This is a genomic window from Rhizobium sp. LjRoot258 (assembly GCF_964254185.1).
In the GTDB taxonomy this organism is placed as follows: Bacteria; Pseudomonadota; Alphaproteobacteria; order Rhizobiales; family Rhizobiaceae; genus Rhizobium.
Map to the genome: position 1 here is coordinate 623,619 of NZ_CAXUST020000003.1, position 26,730 is coordinate 650,348.

The following is a 26,730-nucleotide window of genomic DNA, read 5'->3' on the forward strand; positions in this document are numbered from 1 at the left end:
AGTTTGGATGTGCGTGGCAAACAACCGCGCTCTGTCCTTGCGACTGTCGATTTCTTCTCGCCGACCTACGCCCACGATCTGTGTCGGCAAATCGGAAGTAGTAAAAATACCAGAGATAGCTGCCTCTCGGGATTGAGGAACGAATACAGCGGAAGGTCGCCCAACGTGCAGACTCCGGCTTGTATCTGTCAGGGGCATCACAGAGGGAGATCGCAGCGGGGGTTCCGCAACAACAGCCGAGACCTCCCTCTATATCCTTCTAGGCGAGGACAGCCGTAGAATTAGGACCAAACCGGTTTTCGAAAAGTCGGACCTAAGTCTGACCAGGCCACCGCCTCATCTCGCTCCCAGGACGTTGAGCGCGGCAGTGATTACGAAGTCGCTTCAAGGCTGAGCCTTGTCCTCAATTTCGGCACAACAGGCGCGGCTCAAGCACGTTCCTGGTCGAGCTTCGTCGTGGGAAACCTGGAGTGCAAGCGGGGCACGCTTCGTCGGATGCCACCTTGCGAGGCCGCGTCGGTGTCAGCCCGAACTAAAGAGCTCGCTTTGAGGTTCGCGGCGTGCCGCCGCTACGAAAAAGCACCGTCGCGACGAGCCTGATAGTAGGCAAGGTAGTCATGAGCATCCTGCTCTAGGCCGAAGCAGATTTCATCATACTCTGCCATCCGCTCCTGGTCGCCCTCCAACTGCATCCGGCCTCACAGAGCTCCTTTACCCGATCCTCCTGACCATCAAAGCGGTGAAGACCAGGACATCGCATCTTGAGCGCTGCCCATCCATGTCGGTAAGGGTTGAAATGATCAGGTTCCCGTTTGCTCATCGGTGCACGAAAAGTTTCCTAGTAGTCCGGGAGGCTCCGGAGGGCTTCAATCCGCGAACATTCGCTTGGAACCTCCCGGGTGTCCAGTTGGGCTTGGACAAGAGAAAGGTAGAACTGATCGCCATCGCTTGAAAAGCTGGACTAAAGTCCCGTACGATTCCGTACACACGGCCATTCTTTAGCACTGTGCGTCTGGGCCACGATGACTTGGCTGGGTCGATTTTGACCTGATATATCCAGTGACAACCCATGTCGGCAGCGGGGTCCTTCTCGGCGGCCGCTTGTGGACCTCCAGGACAGGGACTAATTGAACGCGCCGGACGTGCAAAGACTTGCACTTCAACGCAGGCCCTGATTTGGGAAACAAAAAGGGAAAAGCCGTTTTCGATCGGAAGCGCCGGCCTCCTCCTCACTTCGCAGGGGTTCCTTTCCAAACGTCCTTGCTCTCGCCCCGCAATACCCGGCGGGCTTTTTCGCAGTGGCAATCATCTTCGCAGGCGGCTTGAATCACTGCCTTCTGAATATTAGATTTCCTGCATGTGTCGTTGGTGAAGACAAGGAGGATGAAATGCCGACGTCAGATGTTTTTTGGTCTAGCCCTGTCATCGTTCAACTTCAGAATGGAACCGAGAAGTCATTCGAAAGTGTCTACGACACGCTCGACTTTCTCGAACATGAGTGGCCAAGAGCCCACGGTGCCTATCACGATGCCGCAGTCGCTAGCTGTAGACGCGTCCTAGGCAAATATACCCCGCCCGCAGTGGCTAAGGAGCTCTTCCTTGCGGCCTGTCTCGAGGCTGGTTTTACAATTCAGCGCAAGGAGCTGCCCAACCGCCATCCTTTTTCGTTCCCTCCAAGAACGGACAAAAGCATGTAAGGCCGTATGGCGCCCGTACTGGCTCGCGGGACATCCGCAAAGAAAGCTGGTTGACACAGGGGCTCCCGTCTTAAAGGAAGCCCTCAAGGTTTCAACACAGATCGCCGCGGGCATCCCGCGAGGATTGCCGAGGAAGGGGCCTGAATGACGCTGGGGTCCGATCCGCAATCCAGGCTCCAGATTGCGTCCTCTGAGAGACGATACAATTCGATTTTACGCGCCCACGAATGACAAAGCCGACGCAAACCCAAGATCGCTCGTCCTGGTTTTTAGCCGCCTATCGTCTACGGCATCATCGGTCGCGGGTGCGGCGAGCGAGTCTCGAATCTGATTGATCGTGCCGACCGCATGTCTTGGCTCCATTCAGAACTGCCGGGCTGACAGTCGAAGCAGAGGAGCGCGTCGCCTCACTTTTCGGGCGTTGATCCTTATGCCGCATCGGCACGAAGCTGGTCGATCGCGTCCAACGCTTCTTTGGCTGACCACCCGGCACGAAGTGCTGCCGCCACCAGACGAACCTCGACCTCTTGCTCAAGCTTCAGGTAAAGCCCTTCGAGTGCTTCTCTCGCTGTCACGACGTGATCTCTTTGCGGTGTTATGTCAGGGATTCTTGCGGCTGGCATAAGGGATCCTTCAGTGGGTATTGTTCTCGCGCGCTTGCATCCGAGCAGCGCGGAGGCGCTCGGTTTTTTCAACGCGCTCAAGACGTTCTTGCTCAATGATTTCCTTCACGATCCGCTCTGTTTCTTTGGCTCGTTCGATGCGTTCTTGCTGGAGCATTGGAATCCTCGTCAACAATGCGCCCCCAATTCTTGACCTAGGGTAGGTGCCGATGGGGTCAACCGAAAAACTTTAGCAGCGAGGCGATACGCGACCGTCTGGCGGCGCTTCGCGCCGATCGTTTCAGAAGCCGTGCGGGTATTCTGAGCGACGGCCGGTCCCCAGCCGACTTGAAGACCAAGCCGAAGGTGGTGTCGCTAGCCGGCCGCAGGTGTAACTATCAGGCACGAATAAACACGCGAAAGGCCGGCGTTCCTTCGGTTTCGGCTCGAATATTGTCTAAATGGCAGAGGCCTCAATCTCTGGCACGGTGCGGTAGGGCCGATGGACGTGAACATGCGCCATTGCGGGCGCTATGTGCGCGGCACAAGCGGGACCTGTTCATCTCTGCGGCTGAAGGGCGCCGCCGTCAGGCGAAGCGCCTGAAACTGGTCCGGAAAATTATTCATCCGCCCACCAGCCCTGAGCCATAGCGGCGTTCCATAAATGCACGCGAACGAAGCAGGATCTGCCTACTTGTTCAACGCGTCCTTGAGCGCCTTGGCTGGTGTGAATGCGAGCTTCCTTGCAGCCGCAATCTTGATCACCGCGCCTGTGCCCGGATTGCGCGCTTCCCGCTCTGGTGTGTCCTTCACCTTGAACTTGCCAAAGCCCGGGATGGAGCTTTCGGTCCCAGATGTCGCAGCTGTTGTGATTGCTGCAAACACCGCTGCGACGATCGCCTTGCTTTGAGCCTTCGTCAGGCTGTGTTCTGTGGCGATCTTGTCAGCGATTTCGTTGGCTGTGGTCATTGTTTCGAACTCCTTCTAGCACGAAAGCCTTGGCTCGGCTTTTGCGGCCTGTCACGTTGCCGCCGTCTTCTGCACCCTGTTTGAGAGCGTTTTCCACAATTTCTGCGGCTAACCGTGCGATTTTGTGATGCCTCTTCGCCCGCCAGCGGATTCGGCGGTGTTGCCCGTCGGCGAACGATCCCCGCCTTGCCGCGCCTTGCGTCCTGCCCCGGCTTTAGGTCCTGCCGGGCCCGCGCCGCCCCGCAACGGCGTTGCCGTCCTCCACGTCCGTTGCGGCCCTATCGGGTGCGGGCCTGCGCCTGATGCCCGGCATTCGGACCGCCGTAGCAGGTCGCGATGGTCGCGACCTCAAAACGGAGGTTCCAACATGAGCAGGCAGCAAACTCACCAACGATCCGATCTCTACAGCCGCATCACCGACAAGATCATCGCCGAGCTCGAACAGGGCGTGCGGCCCTGGATGCAGCCCTGGAGCTCCGCCCAGGCGACCGACCGGATCACCCGGCCTTTGCGCCACAACGGCCAACCCTATTCCGGCATCAACGTCCTGCTTCTGTGGTCCGAGGCGATCGCCCGCGGCTTCACCTCGCCGACCTGGATGACGTTTCGCCAGGCCCTCGAACTGGGGGCGGCGGTCCGCAAGGGCGAGACCGGCACCACGATGGTCTTTGCCAGTTCCTTCATCCGCACCGAAACCACCGACACCGGCGAAGCGGTCGAGCACGATATCCCGTTTCTCAAGGCTTACACGGTCTTCAATGCCGAGCAGATTGCCGGCCTGGATGCGCGCTTTAATCAGGTCACAGCGGTTCAGGATCCGATTGCCCGTATCGGCCATGCCGACCGCTTCTTTGCCAATACCGGCGCCCTGATCCGGCACGGCGGATCGACGGCATACTATGCCCCAGCCCGCGATCACATCCAGATGCCAGCCTTCGAAGCCTTCCGCGACGCGGCCTCCTATGTCGCGATCCTCAGTCACGAGCTGACCCACTGGACGGCGGCACCGCATCGACTGGATCGCGATCTCAGCCGCTATGCCAAGGACCAGAGCGACCGCGCCCGCGAGGAACTGATCGCCGAACTCGGCAGCTGCTTCCTCTGCGCCGATCTCGGCATCGTTCCCGAACTCGAGCCGCGGCCCGATCATGCAAGCTATCTCGCCGCCTGGCTCAAGGTTCTCTCCGGCGACAAGCGGGCGATCTTTGTCGCCGCCGGCCATGCGCAGCGCGCCGTCAGCTACCTGCACTACCTGCAGCCGGATCAGATAGACGAAGGGGAGGCGGCGTAGCCGCCTTTCCGATTTCAGACGACCGCCGGCGCGTTCGAGCGACATACGCGGCTATTTCATCGATCGGTCACAGTCTCGCGTGAGAGAGCCGTAACCGTTTGATGCACATAAATCGGCTCTTCCAGGCGGAAATCGACCGTCGAAAAAACTGACGCTTATGTCGGGGAACAAACCTTCAGACCGATGGTTCGTAGACGCGGCAGTTGCCGTTTGTTTCAGCCATGGGAGGCTTTTATGTCAAACGAGTTTTCAGGAATGGAGGGCGGCGTCGGATCGTCACCCCACTCGACAAGCGGCGAGTTAATCCCGCCCGCGAAAAGGCCAGCGGGGGTGGGAGATCTAAAGGAGCAGATCGTCGATGATCTCAGCGCTGCGCGCGACACCTTGAAGGAGGACGCGGCGGCCGCCGTCGCTCGAGTAAAAGACGCGGTCTCGAAGGAGACAAGTTTTGCAGCCCGTCAGGTGGGCGGTATCGCTACCGCGCTTGAAAAGGTTGGCTCGGAGCTCGAAAAATCAGACCAGCCCGAGGTCGGCCGATATGCCAGGCAAATCGGAAGTAGCGTGCAAACCCTCGCAAAGCAGATGGAGGGCCGAGACCTCGGCGAGGTAGCAACAATGGCTGAAGAGTTCGGACGCAAGCAGCCGCTGGCGTTCCTTGGTATCGCCGCACTTGCGGGCTTGGCGGCCAGCCGCTTTCTGACCGCATCGGCCAAACGATCGACGAGCGCAGCTTCTGGTTCTCCCTTGAAAAGCGGAGAATATACAAATGGCTAGGTTACCTGAAAACACACCCTTGTCCGAACTCCTGGGCGGATTGGTGACTGATGTCGCTGGACTGCTGCGCAAGGAGATCGACCTTGCGAAGACTGAGGCATCGGAAAAAATTTCGCAGGCACTCAGCGGTATCGAGGTTCTGATTGTTGGGCTGATCCTCGCGATCGGTGCGGTCGGCATATTGCTGAGCGCCCTCGTCGGGGGGCTGGCTGCAGTCCTCGTCAACTACGGCATGACACAGTCCAACGCGAGCGCGCTTGCTGCACTTATTGTCGGTCTTGTCATCGCCGCCATCGCCTGGGCAATGGTGTCGAAAGGATTGAATGCATTGCGCGGAGATAAGTTGAGGCTAGATCGCACGGCAACCTCACTACGGCGCGACGTCAACGCTGTGAAGGAAAAGATCTGATGGAAAACTCAATCGAAAAAACATCCTCGGAGCTCCAACGCGAGATCGACGCCGATCGCCTGCGTATCGAGGATCGGATAGACGCTATCCAGGAGCGAATGTCACCGGGGCAACTGATCGATGAAATGCTGGCCTACGCCAAGAGCAGCGGCGGCGGTGAATATGTTAGGAATCTCAGTCAATCTCTTAAGGCCAATCCGCTGCCGGTCGCTCTCATGGGGGTCAGCTTGGCATGGCTCATGGCGAAACAGGAAACGCCGTCATCTGGGGGCGCCGCATCTCGTCCTGGTTTCGACGGTGACTATCCTTTGTATCCGGTCGAGGGACCTGTGCGGCGCATCGGCCCACCAGAAGCAACGGAAAATGGCGCCCGCTACAGCCATTTCACCGACGCCTCCGGAAAGCGACTGAAAGCACTCACCGACGATGACGGACGACGTGCCGGCCATTTCATGGATGAGGCAGGAAAAACCTATCGAGGCTTCGCGGATGCCAGTGGCAAGCAGATCGAGGAAATTGTCGACGAGACGGGGGCAATTTTTGACGCTGCGTCGGGATGGGCGTCGAAAACATGGTCTCAGGTCAAAGACACCGCGAGCACTATCGGGACGCGAGCGTCGGATGCTGCAAGTTCGCTGTCGGAACGATCCGCGTCGGCCGGAGAAAGAGTGCAAGAGCAAGCGAGCAAATTAAACGCGGCCATTCTCACTCACTTTCGGGATCAACCGCTCGTCGGCGGTGCTCTCGCATTCGCTCTAGGAGCAGCGATTGGCGCGGCGCTTCCACATACTGAGACGGAAGACGAGTTTCTCGGTGAAACTGCCGATGCGGCACGCAACGCCGTCTCGTCCCAGGCATCGACGTTGGTCAATCAAGGAGCCGAGATTGCGTCCGACGCCTATGATAAGGCAGTCGCAGTCGCGTCGGACGTTCATGAGGTAGCCAGAGATCGTGTGGTCGAGGAGGTTGACAAGTTCAAATCAGATATAGGCAGGCAAGAGCCAGAGTCCTCGTGAAACCGTCGACTGGGCTGGAGATGCAAGTGGGTCCTTGGGCCGGGTGTTGTGCCCTTCGATGAGGTTTGAATAGTAGCAGTTCATAACCCGGTCCATGTCCGACAGCTCGACAGCTGCGTCGTTATGAAGTCTTTGGCCCAGGCCTGCGGCTTCGGATTGTATCTCGACGACGAGGTCTGACAGAACCTGAGGAATGCTGTCTTCAAAAAAAGCATGGTTCGATGCGGCTAGGTACTTCTTCCATTTCTGCCGATCTTCCTAGTGCGAATAACTGTTTTAATATAATGCGTTAGTAGTGATTTTGACAAGGATTTTGCCGATTTTCGCTTCCGATGTTGGCGGAGGTGGCGAACGACGATTTTGCTGCCATCAAAAAAACGATAATCTATAGACAATGCAATGGGTTATTCGTTCTTTATTGCCCACATTTCCGATGTTCGCTTCCGACCTTTCTCCAGGCGGCGACGCCGACCTTCCGCGACACAGCTCAGTGTACTCGAACTTGCATTGAAGGTAAGCGTCCGGTGAAGCAGCCAGTGCGGTGGTGAGCCGCTGGGTATGGATGGAGCGCCGGACGAGATGAAACTGGTCACCACTATTGTTGCGCCTATTGATTTCTAAAATCACTTCCCGGAGCCGAGGGTCTACTTTGCGCCACATCTGGGCTTTCGCGGTCAGTGAAACGAAGGTCGCGTTTCGGACCCTTCGAGACGTTTGTCATCCGTGGCCGCCATTTTACGGCGAAGCACACTCCGGCAGGCGCAGCGGCTTCTCGATCTTCGCGAGCTCTTCAGCCTTGGCGCAGTCCGGGAAGCCGGCGAGCCGCATGGTTTCGATCAACCGCTGGCGCTCCGCGTCATTGAATCCGGGCTGATTGACAAATCCCTCGACCGTCAAATTGGGAAACCGTTTGGTTGCGTTCGTTAATGAAGCCTTCGCCTCTTCGCTTCGACCAAGAGCGGCGAGCGCGCCGGAACGCATCACCCACTGCCCCCTTCCATAGCTTTCCGGCGTCACGCGGTCCAGCATTCGAATCGCATTCTCATACCGGCCCGCCATGAAGTAGGCGTAAGTGAAAATCCTGGCGCTCCACATCGGAAAACCGGGGTTGAGACTGACCGCCTTGTCGACCAGTTGCGCGCCGCGCTCAGGCTCGCCGAAGGTCGAGGCCCAACCGATGTAAAAAGTCAGAACTTCGAATTGGCCGGGAGCAAGGCGCAGCGCTGTGTCGAACTCTGCCTTGGCGTGCTCGAATTCGCCTCTGTCACCTAGAGTGATGGCATAAACAGCATGCGCCTCGGCATCACTTGGATCGAGCTGGACGGCGCGCTCGGCAGCCTCGCTAGAGAGAGCCCGGTTCTTTTCGGTTTCGACGCCGAGGTTGGACAAGAATCCATGGGAATGGCTAAGTTCGACCCAGGCGCGGGCAAGGCCGGGGTCCAGTTCGACCGCGCGGGTGAGCAGCCTAACGGCCTCCTCGACATCCGCCTGATTGACTTGCTCGAGTTTTTCGCTGCCGAGCAGATAAAGTTCGTAGGCATTGAGATTCTCGGGCGGCTTTCGGTGGGCGGTGATGCGGCCCGCCTCCTGGACCAAGCCTGCGCCGCCGCCGAGGCGGTTCGAAATCTGCTCGGAAATTTCGATCTGGATTGCGAACAAGTCCTCGTCCGGCCGGTCCCAGCGCTGCGACCAAAGATGTTTGCCCGTTTTGGCGTCGATGAGCTGCGCCGTAATTCTTACGCGGTCAGACTGACGCTGGATGGAACCCTCGACCACAAATCCTGCGCCAAGCGCCTTACCCACTTCACTCGGCACGGCTGGTTTGTCCCGGTATTGGTCAGTCGAGTTGCGGGCGATCACCTGGAATTCAGGGAACCCCGCCAGATCGGTGATTATGTCCTCGGTGAGGCCATCGGCGAGGCGTCCGGTCGCCTCGTCGCCGCCATAGTTGTCGAACGGCAGCACCGCTACCGACGGTTTGCCGCTTACTGTCGCACTCGGCCACAATTGCCAGGCCGTCCCGGCCAAAACCAGAATAAGGACTGGCACGGCTGCTGCTGCCCAAACCCAGCGCGGAGGCAACGACGGCGCGGGTTGGCGTGGGGCTTGTCCCTCAAGGATGACGCGGAAGGCCTGCACCGGTTCGGCGATATTCTTCACCTTCTGCTCGCCCATCGGCTCGAAGCCGAAAGCCAGCTTCTTCTCAACCTCCCTGGCGACCTTTCCCGAAACACAGATGCCGCCCGGGTCTGCCAGCTGCTGAAGCCTGGCCGCGACATTGACGCCCTCGCCATACCGGTCCTCGCCCTCAACGATCACCTCGCCGAGATTGATCCCGATCCTGACCCGGATCCGCTGGTCCTCGGGAACGGCGGCATTCCGTTCCGCCAGCCCGCGCTGCAGCGAGACGGCGCATTCCACCGCGTCCACCACGCTGCCAAATTCGGCGAGCATCCCGTCGCCCATAAGCTTGAAAATCTGGCCGTGATGGCGAGCAATCTCCGGCTCAAACAGTTCCTTGCGTCCCGCACGAAGGCGCTCGAATGTGCCAGCCTCGTCGCGCTCCATCAGCGCGGAATAGCCCACGACATCAGCAGCGAGGATGGCGGAAAGCTTGCGGTCCATTGGTTCGGCCTCACCCCCACCGGATTATAGGACTGGTCGCACTTAAATGAAACGACAGACCTCAACAGCGCTTCTGAGGAACCCGCGTTTCATCCAACACTTCTACTGAACGCCGCAGGCAGTCCTCCAGTGTGGAATGCCCATGTGAGTTCGTTTGTTCGTGCGCCTTTCGCAAGTCGCTTGCAGGGTGAAGACGGTCGTCGAATGCAGCCCCACGCAGCGGTGTGGGTCGCGAAGCGGTGCATGGCCCAGCCTTAGCCTAAGTCCATTCCGCAAGTTTCGAGACATTCGAGCTTGCCTGCCGGAATGGCCGATTTGGGGCCAGAACTGGACGTCGCGACACGATTTTGGAATGTACATCCGATTGGCGCCGGACGAGATGAAAGTGGGCACCGCTATGTCATTGGTGAATATATAATTTTTGACGCCTATGCATGAGCACATGCTGTCTTTGGCTGCCTTCGCATCCGCGATAATGCTTAGGCTTTATCTAAAATCTCCGTCCACACTTTCCCCCAGTGCGTCGACCGAGTGTTCCACCTCTTCAACCTCTGTCATCTAAGACTCCGCCATCAAGTGTCGCATCAGCCAAACACATGCCGGAGAATGCCCGCCGTGACAATTCCAATAATGACAGTGGGAAGTACGGACAGTCGCGGCGCGGCCAGCATCGTGAAGCCCAAGGCTATCAGCTCAAAATCGGCATTCGGCCGATAGTTTATTGGGGACTTTCTCAGCGAACGAATTCGAGATTGGGGAGCGTTGGCCGGGCCAGTATGCTAGTCTGTGCATAGCAGGTACTGGCGCTATGAGCGAGACGCGAAAAATTGCGGCGATCCTGGTCGCGGATGTGGTCGGCTACAGCCGTCTTGCCGGCGCGGACGAGGATCGCACTCTGGCGCGGCTGCGGGCTCTGCGCAGCGATCTGATCGATCCGACCATCGCCGTGCACAACGGCCGCGTGGTGAAGCGCACCGGAGACGGAAGCCTCATCGAGTTCCGTAGCGTCGTCGATGCCGTACGGTGTGCGATCGAGGTTCAGAGCGCCATGCTCGAGCGCAACGCCGGCGTGCCGCGGGATCGCCGCATCGAGTTTCGCATCGGCATCCATTTAGGCGATGTCGTCGAGGAAAGCGATGGCGACCTTATGGGCGACGGTGTCAACATCGCCTCACGATTGGAAGGAATCGCTAAGCCCGGCGCGATCTGTCTATCTGAAGACGCCTACCGTCAGGTGAAGGCGCGGCTCGAACTTCCTCCAACCGATCTCGGTGCGACGCAACTCAAGAACATCGCTGAGCCAATCCGGGTCTATTCGCTTCAGGTCGGCATCGTCGCGCAGGCAGAGCCGGCGATACCAGAGACCGGTGCCTCGGCAGGATCTTCGGTGCTACCGCCTGTTCCTGGCAAGCCCTCCATAGCCGTGCTTGCGTTCAACAACATGAGCGGCGATGCCGAACAGGAGTACTTCTCCGACGGCATCAGCGAGGACATCATCACTGACCTTTCGAGGCTGTCCGAGTTGCACGTGATCGCCCGCAACTCCTCTTTCGTATACAAGAAGGCAGCGGTCTCCGTGCCAGAGGTAGCAAGGGCGCTTGGCGTCCGCTACGTGCTCGAGGGCAGCGTGCGCAAGGCGGGCAATCGGGTACGCGTCACAGCGCAATTGATCGACGCGAGCAACGGCGGACATGTCTGGGCCAGTCGGTTCGATCGCGATCTCGTGGACATTTTTGCAGTTCAGGATGAAATCACCCAGGAGATCGTGGCTGCGCTCAAGTTGAAGCTGACGGTTGGCGACAAGGATCGCCTGGCCCAAGGGCGCGCAGTCAACGTGGAGGCGTATGAATTCTACTTGCGCGCTCGGGAGCGGGCGTCGGCGCATACCCGAAACGGAAATATCGCGGCCCGCGATCTGGCAACCGCAGCCCTCGCTCTCGATCCGGGCTATGTGGCGGCCTACGCACTGATTTCGTTCACCCATGTGCTCGACTACGTTAACGCCTGGAGCCCCGATCCGGAAGGCTCGCTGCGGATTGGGCAAGAACTTGCGCAACAGGCAGTCGAGATGGCCGAGGAGCAGCCCAACGGTCACTTCGCGCTGGTCGTGGCCAGCATGTGGAGCCGGCAAATGGACCGGGCGCGGGCCGAGGTGCAACGGGGGCTAGTGCTTGCGCCAAACTCCGTCGATCTCCATATGGCGAAGGCCCATATGCAGATATTTTCCGGCGATCCGGCCGATGCGCTTGAAACGCTCGACGCCGTGATGCGGCTGGACCCGCACTATCCCGAAGTGCTGCTCCAATTTCGCGCGGAGGCGCTGTTTTCCCTCGATGAGTATCAGCAGGCCATTGATGTGATCAACCAGCGGCTCGAACGAAACCCGCAATCTGAGACCGCCTATGCTCTGCTTGCGTCGTGCTATGGTCACCTCGGTCGGCCGGAGGAGAGCCGGCTGGCCTGGGAGCACGCGCTCCAGATAAATCCTGGTTTCTCTGTCGAGCGCAGACGCCGCGTCCTTCCGTTCCGGAACCCCAACGATTTTGAGCGCCGCGTTGAAGGCCTGCGCAAGGCGGGACTGACGGTCTGACGCGCGCGGATGTTGCACGGAATGCGCCAGATCTGGTCATCGGTGGACGATCCTGCGCCTCTACAGCCCGCTGGAGCCTTTCTTCGACAAGTCATGGCGGCTGAGCGAGATCGAACTCGTGCAGTGATAGTCATATCTCCCAACCCTGCACAGGAGTGTGCGCACATGAACCCGACAAAGCTCTTAGCTATGCTTGCTCTGTTCATCGCTTGGCTGGCGCTACCGATACCGACACCGGTTGCCCTAGCTCAGACTGTCGAGACGGGTCTCGTCGAGCTGACGGACTCCAAAATCGAGTACTTCAGCCGGGGAAAAGGCGAACCCATAGTCTTGCTGCCGGGCGGAACTCTGACGGTCGGCTACTTAGATGGCTTGGCCGCTGCCCTTGCCAAAGCGGGCCATCGGGTAGTCAGCATCAACTTCCGCGGTTCGGGCAAGAGCACGGGTCCAAGCGAGGGCGTTACGCTTGTGACGATGGCAGACGACCTCGCGGGAGTGATCAAGGCCTTGAACCTTGGTTCGGCAAACGTGGCGGGCAACGACTTCGGCAATCGCGTTGCGCGCATGGTGGCTGCGTCGCACCCCGAAGTGACGCGTAGCGTTATCTTATTGGCTGCAGGTGGAAAGGTCCAACCCGCGCCACCCGCGGCCAAAGCTTTGGGGATTATCTTCAACCCCGCATCCACCGAAGCCGATATCTTGGCGGTCTTCCCATATCTCGTTTCCAATCCTGCCGGTTCCGCCCGCATCTGGAAGCTTTTCAAACCTTCTCTCGATCCGGGAGCGGCGGCTATCGAAAAGGCGGCAGCGGAAAGCACTCCCCTCGACGCTTGGTGGGCGCCTCCGGGAGAGACCAAATATCTGATCCTGCAACGTGCGGAGGATCAGATCGCGCCACCTGAAAACGGCGAGATGCTGAAGAAGGAACTCGGCGATCGGGCAACGCTGGTCAACGTGCCGGGCGCAGCGCATCTCATGCCTTTGGAACAGCCGGCAACGGCCGCCTCGCACGTTGCCGACTTTATCCGAAAGCTTGGCGATAGGCAGTGACCCGGATGGCGGTGTCGCGTTGGCACGACTATGGACCCTGACGCACAACAATGCTGGGGGAGGGCGCGAAGTCATTAATGCCCGAGGGCTGAGAGCCTGGATTTGCGCTGTCGACACCTAAAGCCGATGATGTTACCGCAAACCTCGGACACCTTGACAGGGAAACCAAGGTATCACGGCCTTGTCTTAGCCGTCCTGTTTCAGGGTTGCGGGCTTTCGATGAATGGCATGCTGCATCTGGAACAAGTGGCGGATTTTGGCGGTGAGGGTTGATGGGTGGCTGCCCTCCGGCGTCATTTCCTCGCCGAAGAGGTGTTTTTCTGTTTCGATGCGGCGTGACAACAGAAGCCCCAATTCGTCAGCTAGAGAAGCTCGATCGCGCATGACCGCGGCCAGTTGATCTTTCGCGATCTCATATGCCACGACGAATGTCAGGGCGCGGATGTTTCCGGGCTCCAGTGCGCCCATTAGAACGCCGCGCTCGCCGAAAAGATCACCAGGAGCCAAGCGTGTCAGTTCGATGTGGCCGCTGCCTGCATCGCGCTCGACGACCGCAACGCCGCTGCGGACCACCATAAGCGACGTCAGCGAAGTATCCTGTGCCGCAATCACCGCACCCTTTCGGAAAGTGAGGCGCTTCATACTGCCGGCCAAAGCTTCCTTTTCATCTTCGGTCAACGTTGCAAACAGCGGGAGAGTGTTGATCAGCCGCCAAGCGGATCCGGGATGCTTTGCTAGCAAGTTGTCTTGAGCAACATTGATGGCGACGGGCGACGAACCGGCTGGAGGCGACAATTGAAGGCCAGCGGCCTTTGTATGTCGAAATACAAGGTCATAGACTTCATTCTTTGCCTCGGAAACTCGCCCTATGTTGCTGACACGAAACGATAGTTCTGCATCGACCGCATTGCTGTCCAGGGCGACAATGTTGACCGATGGCATTGGCTCCTTGAGGATCGTGTTGCTGCTAAGAAGCACTTCGCGCATCGTTTCCTCAATCGTCGCCGGGGGGCTCGTGGGAAGCACGCGAATGTTTATTGTAACGCCATGGGCTTCATCGGGGCTTGTGAGGTTCGTTAGCCGTCGTTTAGCCAACGTGCTGTTCGGGACAATGATAACATCATTGGTAGCACTAAGGAGGTGAGTGGACCGCCAATTCGTCTCCACCACCCGACCTTGCACCCCCTCGTCGAGCACGATCCAGTCGCCCACGGTGTATGGCCTTCCGAGGTTGAGCGCCACACCGGAGAAGACGTCGTTCAACGTGCTTTGGAGGGCGAGACCGAGAACAATGGCGAATACCCCCGACGTTGCTATTAGCGTTCCGACCGGCACGCTGAAAACATATGCAATGACCGACAGGCCTGCTCCAAGGTAGATAACGCCGACAACGAGGTCTTGGATAAGGCGGCCCTCACGCGGCTTTCGTTCGAGGATCAGAAATAACCGGACGGAGCTGACCAGCACCATTGCACCGCCGATCCACCAGATTGTCTTCGCAATCCCCACAAAGATTCGCCACGAAAGCAGTTCCCCCTTGCCGTCGGGAGTATATGGTTCGATGTCGTGGGAAAGCAGGACGACGGTCAGAAGAATGAAGAAGGCCACGTTCGCGACCAGCCGAAAGGTCGGGTTCCTTCCATAAATCAGTCGAGCCGCCGCGCTGAGCAGCACCAGGGCAGCGAACTGCAGTATTGGATTGCCAAGAATTTCGGGGGACATGGCCGCCACTCCACCGCGCCGAGGGGTCCCGTCTTATAGCGCCAGTAGAAGCTCCATGGAATGGCACCCGAACTGTCGCGCGCGAGGAAGGTGGAGGAAATTCGAGGTCAAAAGATGAAGGGCGTAAAATAGGGGCCGCCTTATCCGGTTCTCCTGACTATCGGTTGATAAAGGTGCCGATGGATCTCCGGAGGCTTCAAGAGAAAGGACTCGGCTTGAGTTTGCGGGCCTAGAACAAATATCACCTCGCGGAAGTTCAACCCACATTTGAGGACATGCTCGAATGACACAATGGGCCGTAAGGCGACCATCGATAGGTCTGGAACGCGCCAAAAGCCTCATCGCGACTGATTGCCAGGAGAGCCTCTGCGTTTTCACGCAGCGTTGGAGGAACCGGCTCGTCGAAGGAGGCAGACGGCCTCAGTCGCTAGGCTTCGCCTTTTTTCTTGCTCTTGCCTCGCCGATAAGTCGATCCTACTCCTCCGCAGCCTTTGAGCGTTATTCGTTGATTTCCGGCTCGACGAGCCTTGCCAGATTGCGAAGCGATTCCTGCCAGCCGAGATAGCATGCCTCCGGGGGAATAACGTCCGGTACTCCCGCCTGGACGACATCAAGTTCGGTGCCGACCGAGACCTTCTTCAACGTCACAGTGACCTCCATTTCACCAGGCATGTTGGGGTCGTCGAATTTGTCCGTGTAACGAAGCTTCTCGCCTGGCACCAGTTCGAGATAGTTGCCACCGAACGCATGACTTTTTCCGGTCGTGAAATTCCGGAAGAACATTTTGTGTGTTCCGCCGACGGTTGGCTCCAAATGGTGCACCGTGCAGGCAAACCCATTTGGGGGAAGCCATTTGGCCAGTGCATCCGGCTCCAGGAATGCGCGATAGACTTTCTCAGGACTGGCCGCCAGGACGCGGTGAAGACGTATCGTGTTGGGCATGATGATCCTCCTATGGATAGAATACCTAGAGTGCCCCCTAGGACGAACCAGCTTTTGTTGATCCGACAATGAGATTGAAATATTCGGTTTCAGTCTGTGTCGGTCCTTGACCCGTTTCCAGCAGGGCTGGGCTCCGCGACAGCATCTGAGAACGAATAGTGCGCAGACCACGCATCTTGAAACCGCACATCGAGAGGATCGCTTCCAGCCAAGACCTGCTAACGCGTGACCGCTTTGGCCGCAAGGCACAGCCTCGCCGATGCAACAAGCGTCAGCCGGCTGCTTAGGTCGTAGGCGATGCCGGCAAAGGGTCGTCGAGGTCTTCAGGAATAAAGCCGCCGGTCTGGCGTTTCCACAGGCGAGCAAACAGGCCATCCTGTTCGACCAGTTCGTCCGGCCTGCCTTCTTCCAGGATGCGGCCCTGATCGAGCACGACGATCCGGTCCATCCTTGCAATGGTTGAAAGGCGGTGTGCGATGGCAATCACCGTCTTTCCCTCCATCACCAAGTTGAGTTTTTCCTGGATGGCGGCCTCAGATTCGCTGTCGAGGGCGGAGGTCGCCTCGTCGAGCACGAGGATCGGCGCGTCCTTCAGCAAAACGCGGGCAATCGCCACGCGCTGCCGTTGACCGCCGGAGAGCTTGATGCCGCGGTCGCCGACGAAGGCGTCATAACCTTTTCGGCCTTCGCCGTCTGCAAGATCGGTGATGAACACATCGGCCTTTGCTGTCTTCGCCGCCTGCTCGATCTCGTGCTGCGTCGCCTGCGGCCGGCCGTAACGGATGTTGTCGCCGACCGAGCGGTGCAGCAGTGCGACGTCCTGTGCGATGACGCCGATGTTGCGGCGAAGGCTTGCCTGCGTAATATCGCGGACGTCCTGTCCGTCAATCAGGATCGCGCCGTCCCCGATGTCGTAGAAACGCAGCAGCAGACTCACCAGCGTAGTCTTGCCGGCGCCGGAGAGGCCGACCAGCCCCACCTTCTCGCCGGGCCGAACCGTCAGCGACAGGTTATCGATGACAGACTTCCCGGACTTGTATGCGAAGCAAACGTCTTGGAAACGAATTTCGCCGCTGTTGACCGTGAGGCTCGCCGCGTCAGGCCGATCTGTGATGGTGGGCGGCGTCGTCATCACCGGCATCGCGTCCTTGATCGTCCCAATCGCCTGAAAGATCTGCTGGCCCATCTGCAGGAAGGTGAAGATCTGCGTGGAGAGCCTCTGGAGGATGTAGACAGCGCCGACGAACTCGCCGACCGTGAGAAAGCCGTTGACGAGACCCGAGAAACCGATCGACAGCATCACCAGCCAGAGCGTCGTGTTGAGGACCACGACAATCAGTTCCGAGGTGCGGTAGATGCGCTGTTCTCCGTGCTGCGTCTGTATGGCCTTTCGGATGATGCGGCTGATGGCGCCGGCTTCGCTGTCTTCGGCGGCGAACTGCTTGATCATCTGCATGTTGGTGTAGAGATCGGTGATGGCACCGGCCACCAGGCTGCGCTGCTTGGCGGTGCGGCGCGAACGCTCGGCAAAGATCGGCGCCATCTTGACGGTGAGCGCCACATTGAGCGCGATCCAGACAACGACTGGCAAGGCGAGCTGCCAGGACAGGCTCGACAGCAGGACCACTGAGCCGACCAGCTGCAGCAGGAAGCGCGGAATCGACTGGAAGGCGGCAATGATCTGCTGCTGGACGGCAGACGACACCTGCTGCAGGCGCGAGGCGACCTGTCCTGCGTAGAGATCATGAAAAAAGGCGAGATCCTGCCGCTCCACCGCTTTGTGCCCCTGCCACTGGATGGCGGCCGGCATGCCGATGCCGAGCGTATGCGAGGTGAGTGTGTTTAGAAGGAAGGAGGCGACGGGCATGGCCGGAAAGATCAGGAGCCCGAGGACAGTCAGGAGCGGCCATTCGCTGTGCAGGAAGACGGATGCGCCCTTTTGCGATACGCCATCGACGATGACCGAAAGCCCCCAGACGGTGGTCAGGTTGATGGCCTCCATCGCCATGGATGAAAGTGCGAGCGCGATCAGCACGCCACGGAACATCGAGATGAAGTGCAGAAGAACCGCCACGGGCCCCTTGGACGGCAGCGGCCGATAGGGGATATCGAGCGGGCGGATCAGCGTTTCGAAGGGACGGTAGATCGCATCTGAAATCGACATGGGCCGCTCGGGTCAAAAATCGGGAAGAGGGCGAGGGACTCAGCTATGCAGGCCGCATTCGACCATCTTCCGGATGCAATCTCAATCAGGAAATCTTCCCAAATCTCCAGGAACAGGAAGGGTCGCAAAAGTCAGATCTGAGATCGTGGGCAAGTGCCCCGGGGGCGTCCGACGTTTCTGCCCAGTTGATCTAAGGGAACCTGCTGAACACTTGGTCATACCGGGCTGAGAGCGTCCCTCGGGATCGAAAACGAAAGGCCGGTCTCTTCCGGAACGTGCCAACGGCATGTGTGATCCGGCGGTCCCACGACCGCGAGTCCCCCTGGTATCTCGGCCCAGCCGAGACAAAGGGAGATGACGATCTTTTATGCTGCGTCAGACGTGCCGCTGCGCTCAGTGACGATCTGCATAGTGCAGGTTCCCATTCCGTTCTAACTATTGACTGAGGGAGCTCCTACTGGGGCATGGCGGGGCTGGACGAAACGGGTCGCCTTGCCATTTACTGGATTCTAATAAAGTCAAGGGAGGTTAGGAGCATGGCTGGCGAGATCCCCGTTTTTATCAGCCCGATAGATGTCGAGATTGAAGGCAACACCGGCCGCTATCGACACGCTGATACAGTCGAGGACCTCGCCGCCATGCTCCTAAGCAGCAAATGGGCGTTGTCAAAGGCACCTTCATTCCATCGTGCCCTCATGACTTCTCTGGAAGCGCTGGAATTCTATGCAGATGCCGCAAGTGCCCGAGCCGCCTTCGTTGCCGCAGCCCATGAGGCGGGGCTGCACGTCCTGCCGGACGATGTTGCAGAAACGCGAAAAGCAGCTGAGAAAAAAGAGCCCCACAGAGAGGCAGGGCCCAGGGAATGATGAGCAGTGCCCTAGAGCGGGCAACGCGCGGACCATACGCCTCACATTCGAGGCCTTCAAGGCAAAGAACTCCCATCTTCATTTCGTGATGAGCATCAATGACCAAATCTCCGCGTCCTAAACCTTTGCTTACTCGGGACGAGCCACTTCGCTCCAATCCAAGAAAGCCTCGTGACCCCTCGCAGCCACAGTTGCCCTTTGACCCTATGCCAACGCGCGTCGAGCCATGTCTGGCGCTCGTCAAGCAGCGTTCGCCCGTTGGTCCGGAGTGGCTCTACGAGATCAAGTGGGACGGGTATCGGATTGCGGTCCATCTCGACAACGGCAACGTGCGCATCCTGACGCGCGGGGGGCACGATTGGACATATCGTTTCCCGGCGATCGAGGCAGCGGCCAAGAGCCTGGGTGTCGGGACAGCTATCATCGATGGGGAGGCAGTCGTTCTGGACGAGCAGGGGCGGCCCCACTTTGGCATGCTGCAGAATTCGCTTGGCGGCCGACGTGGGAAGCTTCCCTCAGGGCAGGCGATGATGATGGCCTTCGATCTTCTATACTTCGATGGGCACGATATCCGAAGCATGGAGCTATCGTTCCGTCGGTTCTTCCTGGAGTCTCTTCTGCGCAGCGAGGAGGGCGCTATTCGGCTGTCTGAGGCAATTGACGGAGATGGCAGCGAGATATTCGCAGTTGCCTGCGAGCAAGGGCTTGAAGGTATTATTGCGAAGCATCGCGACAGCAGTTACCGGTCAGGACGTCTTGGCGATTGGATCAAGGTTAAATGTTTGCAAAGCGACAGTTTCATTGTCGTCGGCTACGAGCAGTCATCGGTGGCGCGGGCAGGGATCGGTAGCCTCCTTCTCGCAGCCCGTAAGGGCCGCGAGTGGGTTTACGTCGGAAACGTCGGCACGGGCTTCACCGAAAGCAATGCGGAGGCGCTGCGCAATACGCTGGAGCGCATTAGAGCGAAACGGCCGCCCGTGGAATACGATGGGCGGCGAAGGAACGTCGTGTGGGTGCAGCCGACATTGATTGCCGAGATCGAGTACCGCGCCTGGACACATGACCGAAAGCTGCGGCACGCGTCGTTTAAGGGCCTCCGCGAAGTGCAGGATAATGCAGCGGTCTACGAAATTGAGTGATCCGCCCGACCTTGCGATCGAGGACAAAATCCCTCGATGCGCCGACTTCGGGAAGCCTCGGCAAATGAGGTACGGTCGACGGCAAGTTCGTCATCACCACGACGTCGGACGAACCCCTCCAGGACTAAAAAATCGCCAGGCATCGAAACCATTTACATTGCCACCGGGCCTGGTTCCGCTTTGAGCGCCTTCTGCGCGATAGTGGCAGATCGCAACCATAGCTATCTCAAGACGGTGGGTTGACGAACCCGCGTCCCGACACGGTAGGATCTTGCCGCGCTGCTTTTTTGTGGATACCACCTCCGTAGTATAGTCTTTCTTATTCGCATGTGCGGCAATAGTAATACTAAAAGAAATACTAAAAATATAAAGATAATAGTTGCTTGAAGGAGGAACCTAGGTTAGCTTTTGTCGCCAGAGGGACATAAGTATTTGCCAATATGAGCGTTCAGCGGTCGGCGAATGGCGACCGGTCGGAGGAACGATGACAAGATCCGTTCGAATTCTTCTCACAGTCTCGATGCATCGGAAGAGTACACGTCTTCAATTCGATGCGAAGCGACGATCGCAAACATAGCGCGTCGTAAAGATTTCATTCCAATTTGCTAATTTGATCCGCGTCTCGGGTTGGAGTGTTCTATGCAAAAGCAAGCTGTCGTTTTCAATGGTCAGGAAGTCGGTATAGCCGTTCCCTTTGACAACCGGTTGAAGTTCATCGCTGTCCGCTTTCATGTGATAGATCTTGACAACAAGCTGTTTGACACGGTCACGGATATCCGTCGGGCGATCACGGATCACCTGGCCGCAAGGACCAACGGCGAGCCACGCGCTGCAGTGCACTGATCGCTAAAACGGCGCCCGGAATACAACACGCTGGCATCCTTTCAGCGCGTTCTCCGGTTCGGGTAGGATCTGCATCATCTCATCCTGGTCGAGGACTTTTGAGCGTCGCCAGAACCGGCGGGAGGCGAGCGAAACGATCGGCGGGCGTTGAAAGTAGCACCTCGATCCTCGGCATTGCGTCCAATGCTTTGCGTCTTCCTCTGTGTCGGCTGCCCCGTTTCGTCTGGATTGCGCGCGGTTGTCGAACCGACATGTGATCTGCCGCCATCATGCGCTTTCTCCGTAGAAATTTCAGATGCAGTCCGACCTGATTTGGCAGGTCGCTGCCGCCTACCATGACAGCGGCAGTCTCGTCGGCGAGTATGTTGCAGTAGGTTACGCGGTTCCGAGGCTCCGGAGCAGTGATGCAGCACCAACGGCGGCCCGTAACACTAAAACCCGCGTGTATTCCCTCATGTGCCTGAGACGGAATCGCCCCGATCGCCGTCTCGCGGTCCCAGTGGAAATATGCCTCAAAAGCCGCTCATGCCTATGTATGTTACAGTAGCAGCCGTCTGCCGAAATCAACGTTTGCAGCTCGGCGTCGGTCTGGTCTGATCGCAGGCCTTGACCGCAGCCGGCTGTGTGTTGTTTGCGCCCGCGAGGCCTCCGACATGGGCGGCGTAGTTGTCACGCGTATCCTGATCGACGACTGCAACCGGCGCGGCTAGAACCAGGCCGGCGACGTTGCCAGCGGCCGTCGCAGCCCCGGTGGTCGCCACCAAAATCTGGTCGCCAAGTCCGACGTGACTGTCAGTCAACGTCTGCCCCTGGGAGATACGCTGGCCAATGAGCTGCACGATCTCAGGCGACTCCGCGAACTTGCCGTGGTTCATGCTGTCGCCGGATTTGATCTTGGTGAGGTCGATCACCATGATCTTGTTGTCCTCGAGCTCCTTCTTGTACGGGGCCTGCTCCGGATCGATGGCACCCAGCCGGGAGACGTCGCCCCAGACCCGGCGCGAGAAGGCCAGCGCCTTGTCATCACGGGAGACAAACAGCGTGAACTGCGGGTGCTGCTTGCCCATGTCGGCGATCTGCTGGCGGAACACATCGACGTCAACGTCAGGGGCCGCGAGCATGACGTTCTTGAACTTCTCCGGTAGGCGGCCGTTGCGAATGGCCATCTGCCGCAAGGATTCCAGCGCCAGCCAGTTGCCCATCGAATGCGCGAGGATCGAGACCTCCTTCACCTCGGGATCCTTTGCCAGATACTGGAAAAGCGTCTCCAATGCATTGCGGGTGTAGTTGGTGCTTTCGCGGTCATAGCCGTAGGCAAGCAGGCTGCCGCGCGACGGCCATGTCACCAGGACGGGGGCGCTATGGACGCCGGAGTCATGGACGATCTGCGCGAAGCGGTAGACGGCATCCTCGAACCGGTTGTTGAAACCGTGAATGAAGACAAGGACGCTGCCGTCGGGCGTCTTGCTGACGCTCGCGCTCAGCCACTTCTTGGCCTCGTCGATGTTGAGATCGTCGGCCTTCACGGTCGCGAAGTCGGTCGCCGGATTGGACGGCAATCTCTTTGGCCAGGCGACCTGTCCTTCCTTGCGAACCTTGCTGGGTGGAATCGAGATCGTCATGTCGGCGAAGGCCGGAGCCAGTGCACGTTCTCCGTTGAACATCTCGCCTGGAACGGTCGATCGGGTGCGGGTCGTCGCGATCAGCATGTCGACCTTCGGCGACTGCGGAGACGTGTTGGCGACCGGGGTCAGCACATCCTTCGGATGTCCTCCGCATCCGGGTAGTGCCATGATCATTGAACATACAAGAAACCAACGACGCCAACTCTTTTGAGCCGATGCCGACGCTACGCTACTTTGACTGCCCACAGATCGCCCTCATCAAAAAATTGCTTACAGCCCTCGATCGCCTCGTCCTAGCAGTAGTAGACGCCCACCGCGCAGCGCCGGACCGTGCGCCGTGCCACTCCGGCGACGCTGACCGGCGTCAGCGGCCGGCCGATCCGGGCGTCGGCCGGGGTTACGATGGCGTCTGGTACAGGAATTGAAAGTTTCTCGGCGACCTCAAGCCCGGAAATTCCGACGGCCGCGGCAATCAGGAGAACTCTCACGCGTCTGAACAGGCTCATTGCTTCGCTCCTTTTGCGAGGTGATCGGGAAGCTCGTCGGTGTCCTTGAGCTTCGACAGATCGACCTTCTTGGCGTCCGTGGTGTTTTTGAACGTGTAGTCTGCCGCCACGACCTCGGTGCCCGTCTTCCAATCGCTGATCTGGATGCTGTATTGCGGCCCCTGATCGACCTGCGTAGCGGTGATCACATACCTGCAGGGGTAGGGATGTTCGCCTTGCGCGATCCATATCTGCCAGTCGACCTCCTTGGCGCGGAAGGCGAGGTGGTCGCACTCGGTACCGCCGATGACGCCGCTGCCGAGATCCTTCACGTCCGTCACGCCGTCCATCAACGTGCCGTAGACGTCGGGCAAGAGGAGGTCGGCACCGGGAACAGGCCGATGCAGCTTGTCTCTCATCTCGTCGACCAGGTGAGCGATCGTTCCGGGCACCTCGGCCTGGGCATAGAGATTGGCGTCCTTGCCGAAAAGGGCCGCCGTCTTGCCGTCGAAGACCATCTCGACATTGGCGAAACCGCCGTGCCGGGTGACGCGGAGTTTGTCCGGACGGCCCATTTCCACCTTGCCGGAACTTGCCAGCAGGATCTTTTGATGCTCGGGGGTGACGACTTCCAAGTTGGTATCGTAGGCGAAGGAGATGGCCTTCTGGGAGGCGAGATAGTCGGACATCGCCTTCACCAGCTTCTTGGCGTCGGCTTCGTCGGCACGGGTTGCCGACAAGGATCCGGAAACGATTATGGCGAGCGCCCCGGCCGCAAGTGCGGCCGCGAACCGATGCTGAGATCGTCCTGATGGTCTGGTCATCGACGCATGCCCTCCCGAGTGGATCGTTGCAATCGGGCAACTCTACAGGAGAACGACGGAAAACGCCCGTAACATCTGGTAGCATCTGTGCCGTTGCGGTCCCCAGACACTGACCGCACGCCGGTCAACGTGGCACAAGCACGGACGAACCGTGATGCGGCAGCATGTCGATGCTCGTACTTCGTCCGACGCCGGCAGGCCCGCCTTCCCTAGATCGGCGATCAGTCTCGCGCGGTCGCCTGGCTGGGAGCTTCTGGCCTTCAGTTCGGCCACAACATTGGGTACGAAATCCGGCCTCATCTCGTTGACGCGCGTAGCCTCGCGGCGCGCTTCGTCCACCAGCCCGGCATTGACATCGATCACCGCGGCGACCGCATGGAAGAGGGGAAACGTCTGGAGATCCGCCTGCTTGATTTGGATGACCGAGGTCTTGTCGTCGTTCAGCATGTGGGCCGCAAGCGCGCGTGCCGTGGTAGTAGCCGCCGCCGGGGTTGAGGGCAGGTGCGCGGTCGAGCAGTTCCGTCGCTACTACCGGCCTCCGGCATGCGGATATTACCCCTCTCCTACTTGCTACTAACACCAGGGTGCAGCAACATGCCCGTGCTGGTTTCGGCCCGGGGAGGCCTGCGAAGAGCCTTCCACCGGAGGTGACAAGTCTAAGGACCGAGCGATTGGACCATCTATCGAACCCGAACCCAGTTCTGGAAATTCTCGTCGGCACCGTGTTTCTGATCGTGGTCATCTTCGTGCACGGCGTCGGAATCCGGAGCATCAGCCTTCAGTTCAGCAAGTCTTGGGCACACGTCACCGGCGCCACACCGCATTGGCGGCTGAACCTGATGCTGGCAGCAACGATCGCTGCGCTGGCGATCCTGCATTTCGCAGAAACACTCATCTGGGCGGTTCCCCTCTATGTCAGAGAGATCATCCCGTCGATGCGCGACAGCTACTACTACGTGCTGGAGAGCTATACGACGCTCGGGGAGGGCAACGTCAGTCTGCCAGATCGATGGCGACTCCTAGGACCTATCATCGGTATGTCGGGGTTGTTCACGTTCGGCTGGACCGGGAGTGTACTGGTCAGCATCATGACCGACTTCGGCAAGTTCGACAGACTGCAGGCGAGGCGGGAGCAGGTGGAGGAGGAGAAGGCGGAGTCGTGAGTAGGATCTCGTCTGCGCAATGCCGCCCGCCTGCAAATGTGGGAAATAGTGGCATTCAACCACGTGGAACCGGAAAGGAACGACGATGTCTAAATACTGGATTGCTTCCCTGGCGTGCACTGCGCTTCTGATTCCAATCTCTGCAACCGCGGCACAGCTCGAGCTCGGCAAGCTCGACTGCGACATATCCGCAGGCGTCGGGATGATCATCGAAACCAAGCAAACCGTCTCATGCACGTTCACGCCATCGCCGTCGGCATCTGCCCCTGTCCAGCAGTACAAGGGCTCGATCGACGAGTTCGGCCTCGCCGTCGGCGATGTCAAGGCGGGGCGGATGGTCTGGCTGGTCTCAAGCGTCAACGGTCAGCCGCTGACAGGGCTGCAGGGCACCTACCGGGGCGTCGAGGCAGACGCCAGTCTTGGTCTCGGCGGCGGCGCGAAGGTGCTGGTCGGCGGCAGCAAGGATAGCGTATCGCTTCAGCCGCTGTCCTTGGAAGGAGAGGAAGGCGTCAATGTTGCGATTGGCGTGGCGTCGCTCAAACTTTCGGCGGTCGATTGATCGCTGGCGACCTCGATCGGTCGGTGGTTCTTTCAAAGTCCGCCGCAAACCGCGGGCCAAGTGTGTTCATTGATGACTGAGATTAGGTGAACGTTCTTGGCATGATGGTTCTTAACTCTGGGGCACCTGCCACTAGTTCCTGCTCCAGGCCAAAAATGGCCGATAGTGTCGCTGGACGATAAGCAGTGTTCGATCCGGTTGGATGATATAGATCTCCTCGACCTCGCGCCCCGTCTGATCCGTGAACGTATGGGGGAACGAAGAGCCGATCGGCGACCTCGTGAGCTTCGCTCGAGGCTGGCCGCCGTAGGTAATGCTGCCGGGAATAGGCGGGTAACCTTCCGACGAATACGATCCCGAAACGACTGCGCAGCTTGTGACAAGCACCGCCGTCACGACCGCCGCTACTATTTTCTGAATCATCCTCTGGCCTCGCAGTTCATAGGTCGGGATCCGCCCGTGTGGTCGCCGGCGCTTAGAGTATTCGATTTCTTCATTGAAGTCCCTCGCGCAGCAATTGGGCCATCAAACTCGTGCGACCTGTAATTGCTGCCCATCGTCGTACCACTGTTATTCGACAAGTCCGAAGACAGGGCCGAAACCGCCATGCCAGGATCGATCATTGCGGCCCATTGCCGGATTGTAAATCCCCACGCCTCGTCCACCATCGAGGAACAATGCATTGGGGCACTTCAAATGATCACGGAAAAGCCGCGCGAAATCATAAAAATTCACCCCGTCTTCGCTAATCGCGAAGCGAACGGCCCCCCTGCCGCACACCCCCACGCCGCTCCGCCGGGTTCTGTCTGTCGATCCGACAATGAAGATCGGATTCACCTTGTTCTGGATCGCGAGCATTGGACCAGACTGGGTGGCGAACCGCACCCTGGGCCGACGCTTCAGAAATTCATCCGTCGGCAGTATTCCGGCGCTTGCTGCGTCGAGAAAGAACACGCCGTTCGGCTCCTTGTAGAAATTCGGTACCGGGCCGAGGGAGCCTTCAGGCTCTGCGGTATTGACGGATCTCAATTCTCTCCCGTTTTCGACGTAGAGTCCGATTGGCGAGAAATCGGATAGGTACATACCGGCGTTGACCGCGAACGTCAGCGTTCGTCCCTCGTCGCGGACGGCCCTCGCAACGCTTGAAAAATAGCGGTAGGGTTCGCCATCGACGTTCTTCCAGAACAATCGCAGGCCGGCTTTACCCACATCCACTGTACAAACGATGTATCTCGCCTCCTCGAAGGTTTGTTGCGCGCATTGTTGGGCAAGAGCCGGTTGCGAGGACACTATTGAGGCTGCCAGGACCATGCCCGCAGCGAGCACACCATGTTTGAGATCGGGCATCCTTTCAATCGCCAATGGATCGATCCTT

Annotated in this window: 25 protein-coding genes and 2 pseudogenes; 13 read left to right on the top strand and 14 right to left on the bottom strand. The window is 58.9% G+C overall.

Annotated elements, in window-relative coordinates; translation table 11 throughout:
* Positions 1-569: 569 nt before the first annotated feature.
* Positions 570-692, bottom strand: a complete 123-nt coding sequence (locus ACSQ9D_RS31475) for a hypothetical protein (protein ID WP_436285689.1) — start codon at positions 690-692, stop codon at positions 570-572.
* A 696-nt stretch (positions 693-1,388) separates the two neighbouring features.
* On the opposite strand from ACSQ9D_RS31475, the gene ACSQ9D_RS31480 reads away from it, so the two are divergent.
* A complete protein-coding gene (locus ACSQ9D_RS31480) occupies positions 1,389-1,697 on the top strand; it encodes a DUF982 domain-containing protein (RefSeq protein ID WP_436285690.1) in 309 nt (102 codons plus the stop codon).
* A gap of 428 nt (positions 1,698-2,125) precedes the next feature.
* On the opposite strand, the gene ACSQ9D_RS31485 is transcribed toward ACSQ9D_RS31480, so the two are convergent.
* From ACSQ9D_RS31485 to ACSQ9D_RS31495, 3 genes are all read right to left on the bottom strand, one after another.
* On the bottom strand, positions 2,126-2,320 hold the full coding sequence (locus ACSQ9D_RS31485; RefSeq protein WP_436285691.1) for a hypothetical protein: 195 nt from the start codon (positions 2,318-2,320) through the stop codon (positions 2,126-2,128).
* Positions 2,321-2,330: 10 nt separating this feature from the next.
* Positions 2,331-2,477, bottom strand: a complete 147-nt coding sequence (locus ACSQ9D_RS31490; RefSeq protein ID WP_436285692.1) for a hypothetical protein — start codon at positions 2,475-2,477, stop codon at positions 2,331-2,333.
* 512 nt (positions 2,478-2,989) lie between these two features.
* On the bottom strand, positions 2,990-3,268 hold the full coding sequence (locus ACSQ9D_RS31495; RefSeq protein ID WP_436285693.1) for an HU family DNA-binding protein: 279 nt from the start codon (positions 3,266-3,268) through the stop codon (positions 2,990-2,992).
* 367 nt (positions 3,269-3,635) lie between these two features.
* On the opposite strand from ACSQ9D_RS31495, the gene ACSQ9D_RS31500 reads away from it, so the two are divergent.
* The 4 genes from ACSQ9D_RS31500 to ACSQ9D_RS31515 all read left to right on the top strand — a co-directional run bounded on the left by ACSQ9D_RS31500 (position 3,636) and on the right by ACSQ9D_RS31515 (position 6,758).
* Complete coding sequence (locus ACSQ9D_RS31500; RefSeq protein ID WP_436285694.1) at positions 3,636-4,559, top strand: ArdC family protein; 924 nt, start codon at positions 3,636-3,638, stop codon at positions 4,557-4,559.
* A 234-nt stretch (positions 4,560-4,793) separates the two neighbouring features.
* Positions 4,794-5,333: a nutrient deprivation-induced protein gene (locus ACSQ9D_RS31505; RefSeq protein ID WP_436285695.1), complete on the top strand. Its 540-nt coding sequence runs from the start codon at positions 4,794-4,796 to the stop codon at positions 5,331-5,333.
* Positions 5,326-5,742, top strand: a complete 417-nt coding sequence (locus tag ACSQ9D_RS31510; RefSeq protein ID WP_436285696.1) for a phage holin family protein — start codon at positions 5,326-5,328, stop codon at positions 5,740-5,742. The genes ACSQ9D_RS31505 and ACSQ9D_RS31510 overlap by 8 nt, the downstream gene beginning before the upstream one ends.
* The gene (locus tag ACSQ9D_RS31515; RefSeq protein ID WP_436285697.1) at positions 5,742-6,758 is read left to right on the top strand and encodes a DUF3618 domain-containing protein; all 1,017 of its coding nucleotides are present in this window, start codon (positions 5,742-5,744) and stop codon (positions 6,756-6,758) included. The genes ACSQ9D_RS31510 and ACSQ9D_RS31515 overlap by 1 nt, the downstream gene beginning before the upstream one ends.
* A gap of 735 nt (positions 6,759-7,493) precedes the next feature.
* Here the strand turns inward: ACSQ9D_RS31515 and ACSQ9D_RS31520 are convergent.
* Positions 7,494-9,383 (bottom strand): adenylate/guanylate cyclase domain-containing protein, encoded by a 1,890-nt coding sequence (locus ACSQ9D_RS31520; RefSeq protein WP_436285698.1) that lies wholly within the window; start codon positions 9,381-9,383, stop codon positions 7,494-7,496.
* Between the two features lie 808 nt (positions 9,384-10,191).
* On the opposite strand from ACSQ9D_RS31520, the gene ACSQ9D_RS31525 reads away from it, so the two are divergent.
* The 3 genes and pseudogenes from ACSQ9D_RS31525 (at position 10,192) to ACSQ9D_RS31535 (ending at position 13,023) form a co-directional block, all read left to right on the top strand.
* A complete protein-coding gene (locus ACSQ9D_RS31525; RefSeq protein WP_436285699.1) occupies positions 10,192-11,973 on the top strand; it encodes a tetratricopeptide repeat protein in 1,782 nt (593 codons plus the stop codon).
* A 43-nt stretch (positions 11,974-12,016) separates the two neighbouring features.
* Positions 12,017-12,100: pseudogene (locus tag ACSQ9D_RS31530) on the top strand (DUF1214 domain-containing protein); the annotation flags it as partial.
* Positions 12,101-12,138: 38 nt separating this feature from the next.
* Positions 12,139-13,023 (top strand): alpha/beta fold hydrolase, encoded by an 885-nt coding sequence (locus ACSQ9D_RS31535; RefSeq protein ID WP_436285700.1) that lies wholly within the window; start codon positions 12,139-12,141, stop codon positions 13,021-13,023.
* A gap of 186 nt (positions 13,024-13,209) precedes the next feature.
* Here the strand turns inward: ACSQ9D_RS31535 and ACSQ9D_RS31540 are convergent, their stop codons facing one another.
* The 3 genes from ACSQ9D_RS31540 to ACSQ9D_RS31550 form a co-directional block, all read right to left on the bottom strand.
* Positions 13,210-14,745 carry a mechanosensitive ion channel domain-containing protein gene (locus tag ACSQ9D_RS31540; protein ID WP_436285701.1) on the bottom strand — a complete coding sequence of 512 codons (1,536 nt, stop codon included), beginning with the start codon at positions 14,743-14,745 and terminating at the stop codon, positions 13,210-13,212.
* Between the two features lie 498 nt (positions 14,746-15,243).
* The gene (locus ACSQ9D_RS31545; RefSeq protein ID WP_436285702.1) at positions 15,244-15,687 is read right to left on the bottom strand and encodes an SRPBCC family protein; all 444 of its coding nucleotides are present in this window, start codon (positions 15,685-15,687) and stop codon (positions 15,244-15,246) included.
* A 283-nt stretch (positions 15,688-15,970) separates the two neighbouring features.
* Positions 15,971-17,851: an ABC transporter ATP-binding protein gene (locus ACSQ9D_RS31550; RefSeq protein WP_436285703.1), complete on the bottom strand. Its 1,881-nt coding sequence runs from the start codon at positions 17,849-17,851 to the stop codon at positions 15,971-15,973.
* A gap of 536 nt (positions 17,852-18,387) precedes the next feature.
* Here ACSQ9D_RS31550 and ACSQ9D_RS31555 point away from each other — a divergent pair.
* From ACSQ9D_RS31555 to ACSQ9D_RS31565, 3 genes are all read left to right on the top strand, one after another.
* Positions 18,388-18,717: a DUF982 domain-containing protein gene (locus tag ACSQ9D_RS31555; protein WP_436285704.1), complete on the top strand. Its 330-nt coding sequence runs from the start codon at positions 18,388-18,390 to the stop codon at positions 18,715-18,717.
* A 98-nt stretch (positions 18,718-18,815) separates the two neighbouring features.
* The gene (ligD, locus tag ACSQ9D_RS31560) at positions 18,816-19,856 is read left to right on the top strand and encodes a non-homologous end-joining DNA ligase (RefSeq protein ID WP_436285705.1); all 1,041 of its coding nucleotides are present in this window, start codon (positions 18,816-18,818) and stop codon (positions 19,854-19,856) included.
* A gap of 639 nt (positions 19,857-20,495) precedes the next feature.
* Positions 20,496-20,699 (top strand): hypothetical protein, encoded by a 204-nt coding sequence (locus ACSQ9D_RS31565; RefSeq protein ID WP_436285706.1) that lies wholly within the window; start codon positions 20,496-20,498, stop codon positions 20,697-20,699.
* A gap of 563 nt (positions 20,700-21,262) precedes the next feature.
* Here the strand turns inward: ACSQ9D_RS31565 and ACSQ9D_RS31570 are convergent.
* From ACSQ9D_RS31570 to ACSQ9D_RS31585, 4 genes and pseudogenes are all read right to left on the bottom strand, one after another.
* A complete protein-coding gene (locus tag ACSQ9D_RS31570) occupies positions 21,263-22,492 on the bottom strand; it encodes an alpha/beta hydrolase (RefSeq protein ID WP_436285707.1) in 1,230 nt (409 codons plus the stop codon).
* A gap of 125 nt (positions 22,493-22,617) precedes the next feature.
* Positions 22,618-22,830 (bottom strand): hypothetical protein, encoded by a 213-nt coding sequence (locus ACSQ9D_RS31575; RefSeq protein ID WP_436285708.1) that lies wholly within the window; start codon positions 22,828-22,830, stop codon positions 22,618-22,620.
* A complete protein-coding gene (locus tag ACSQ9D_RS31580) occupies positions 22,827-23,633 on the bottom strand; it encodes a DUF2092 domain-containing protein (protein ID WP_436285709.1) in 807 nt (268 codons plus the stop codon). The genes ACSQ9D_RS31575 and ACSQ9D_RS31580 overlap by 4 nt, the downstream gene beginning before the upstream one ends.
* Before the next feature lie 124 nt (positions 23,634-23,757).
* Positions 23,758-24,150, bottom strand: a pseudogene (locus ACSQ9D_RS31585) (adenylate cyclase); the annotation flags it as partial.
* A 154-nt stretch (positions 24,151-24,304) separates the two neighbouring features.
* Between ACSQ9D_RS31585 and ACSQ9D_RS31590 the strand changes: the two are divergent.
* Together ACSQ9D_RS31590 and ACSQ9D_RS31595 are read left to right on the top strand one after the other, a co-directional pair.
* Positions 24,305-24,796: an ion channel gene (locus tag ACSQ9D_RS31590; protein ID WP_436285710.1), complete on the top strand. Its 492-nt coding sequence runs from the start codon at positions 24,305-24,307 to the stop codon at positions 24,794-24,796.
* 85 nt (positions 24,797-24,881) lie between these two features.
* Positions 24,882-25,355: a DUF992 domain-containing protein gene (locus ACSQ9D_RS31595; RefSeq protein ID WP_436285711.1), complete on the top strand. Its 474-nt coding sequence runs from the start codon at positions 24,882-24,884 to the stop codon at positions 25,353-25,355.
* A 132-nt stretch (positions 25,356-25,487) separates the two neighbouring features.
* Here ACSQ9D_RS31595 and ACSQ9D_RS31600 read toward each other — a convergent pair whose 3' ends face one another.
* Positions 25,488-25,778 carry a hypothetical protein gene (locus ACSQ9D_RS31600; protein WP_436285712.1) on the bottom strand — a complete coding sequence of 97 codons (291 nt, stop codon included), beginning with the start codon at positions 25,776-25,778 and terminating at the stop codon, positions 25,488-25,490.
* A gap of 147 nt (positions 25,779-25,925) precedes the next feature.
* Positions 25,926-26,702 carry a phosphodiester glycosidase family protein gene (locus tag ACSQ9D_RS31605; RefSeq protein WP_436285713.1) on the bottom strand — a complete coding sequence of 259 codons (777 nt, stop codon included), beginning with the start codon at positions 26,700-26,702 and terminating at the stop codon, positions 25,926-25,928.
* Positions 26,703-26,730: the final 28 nt, after the last annotated feature.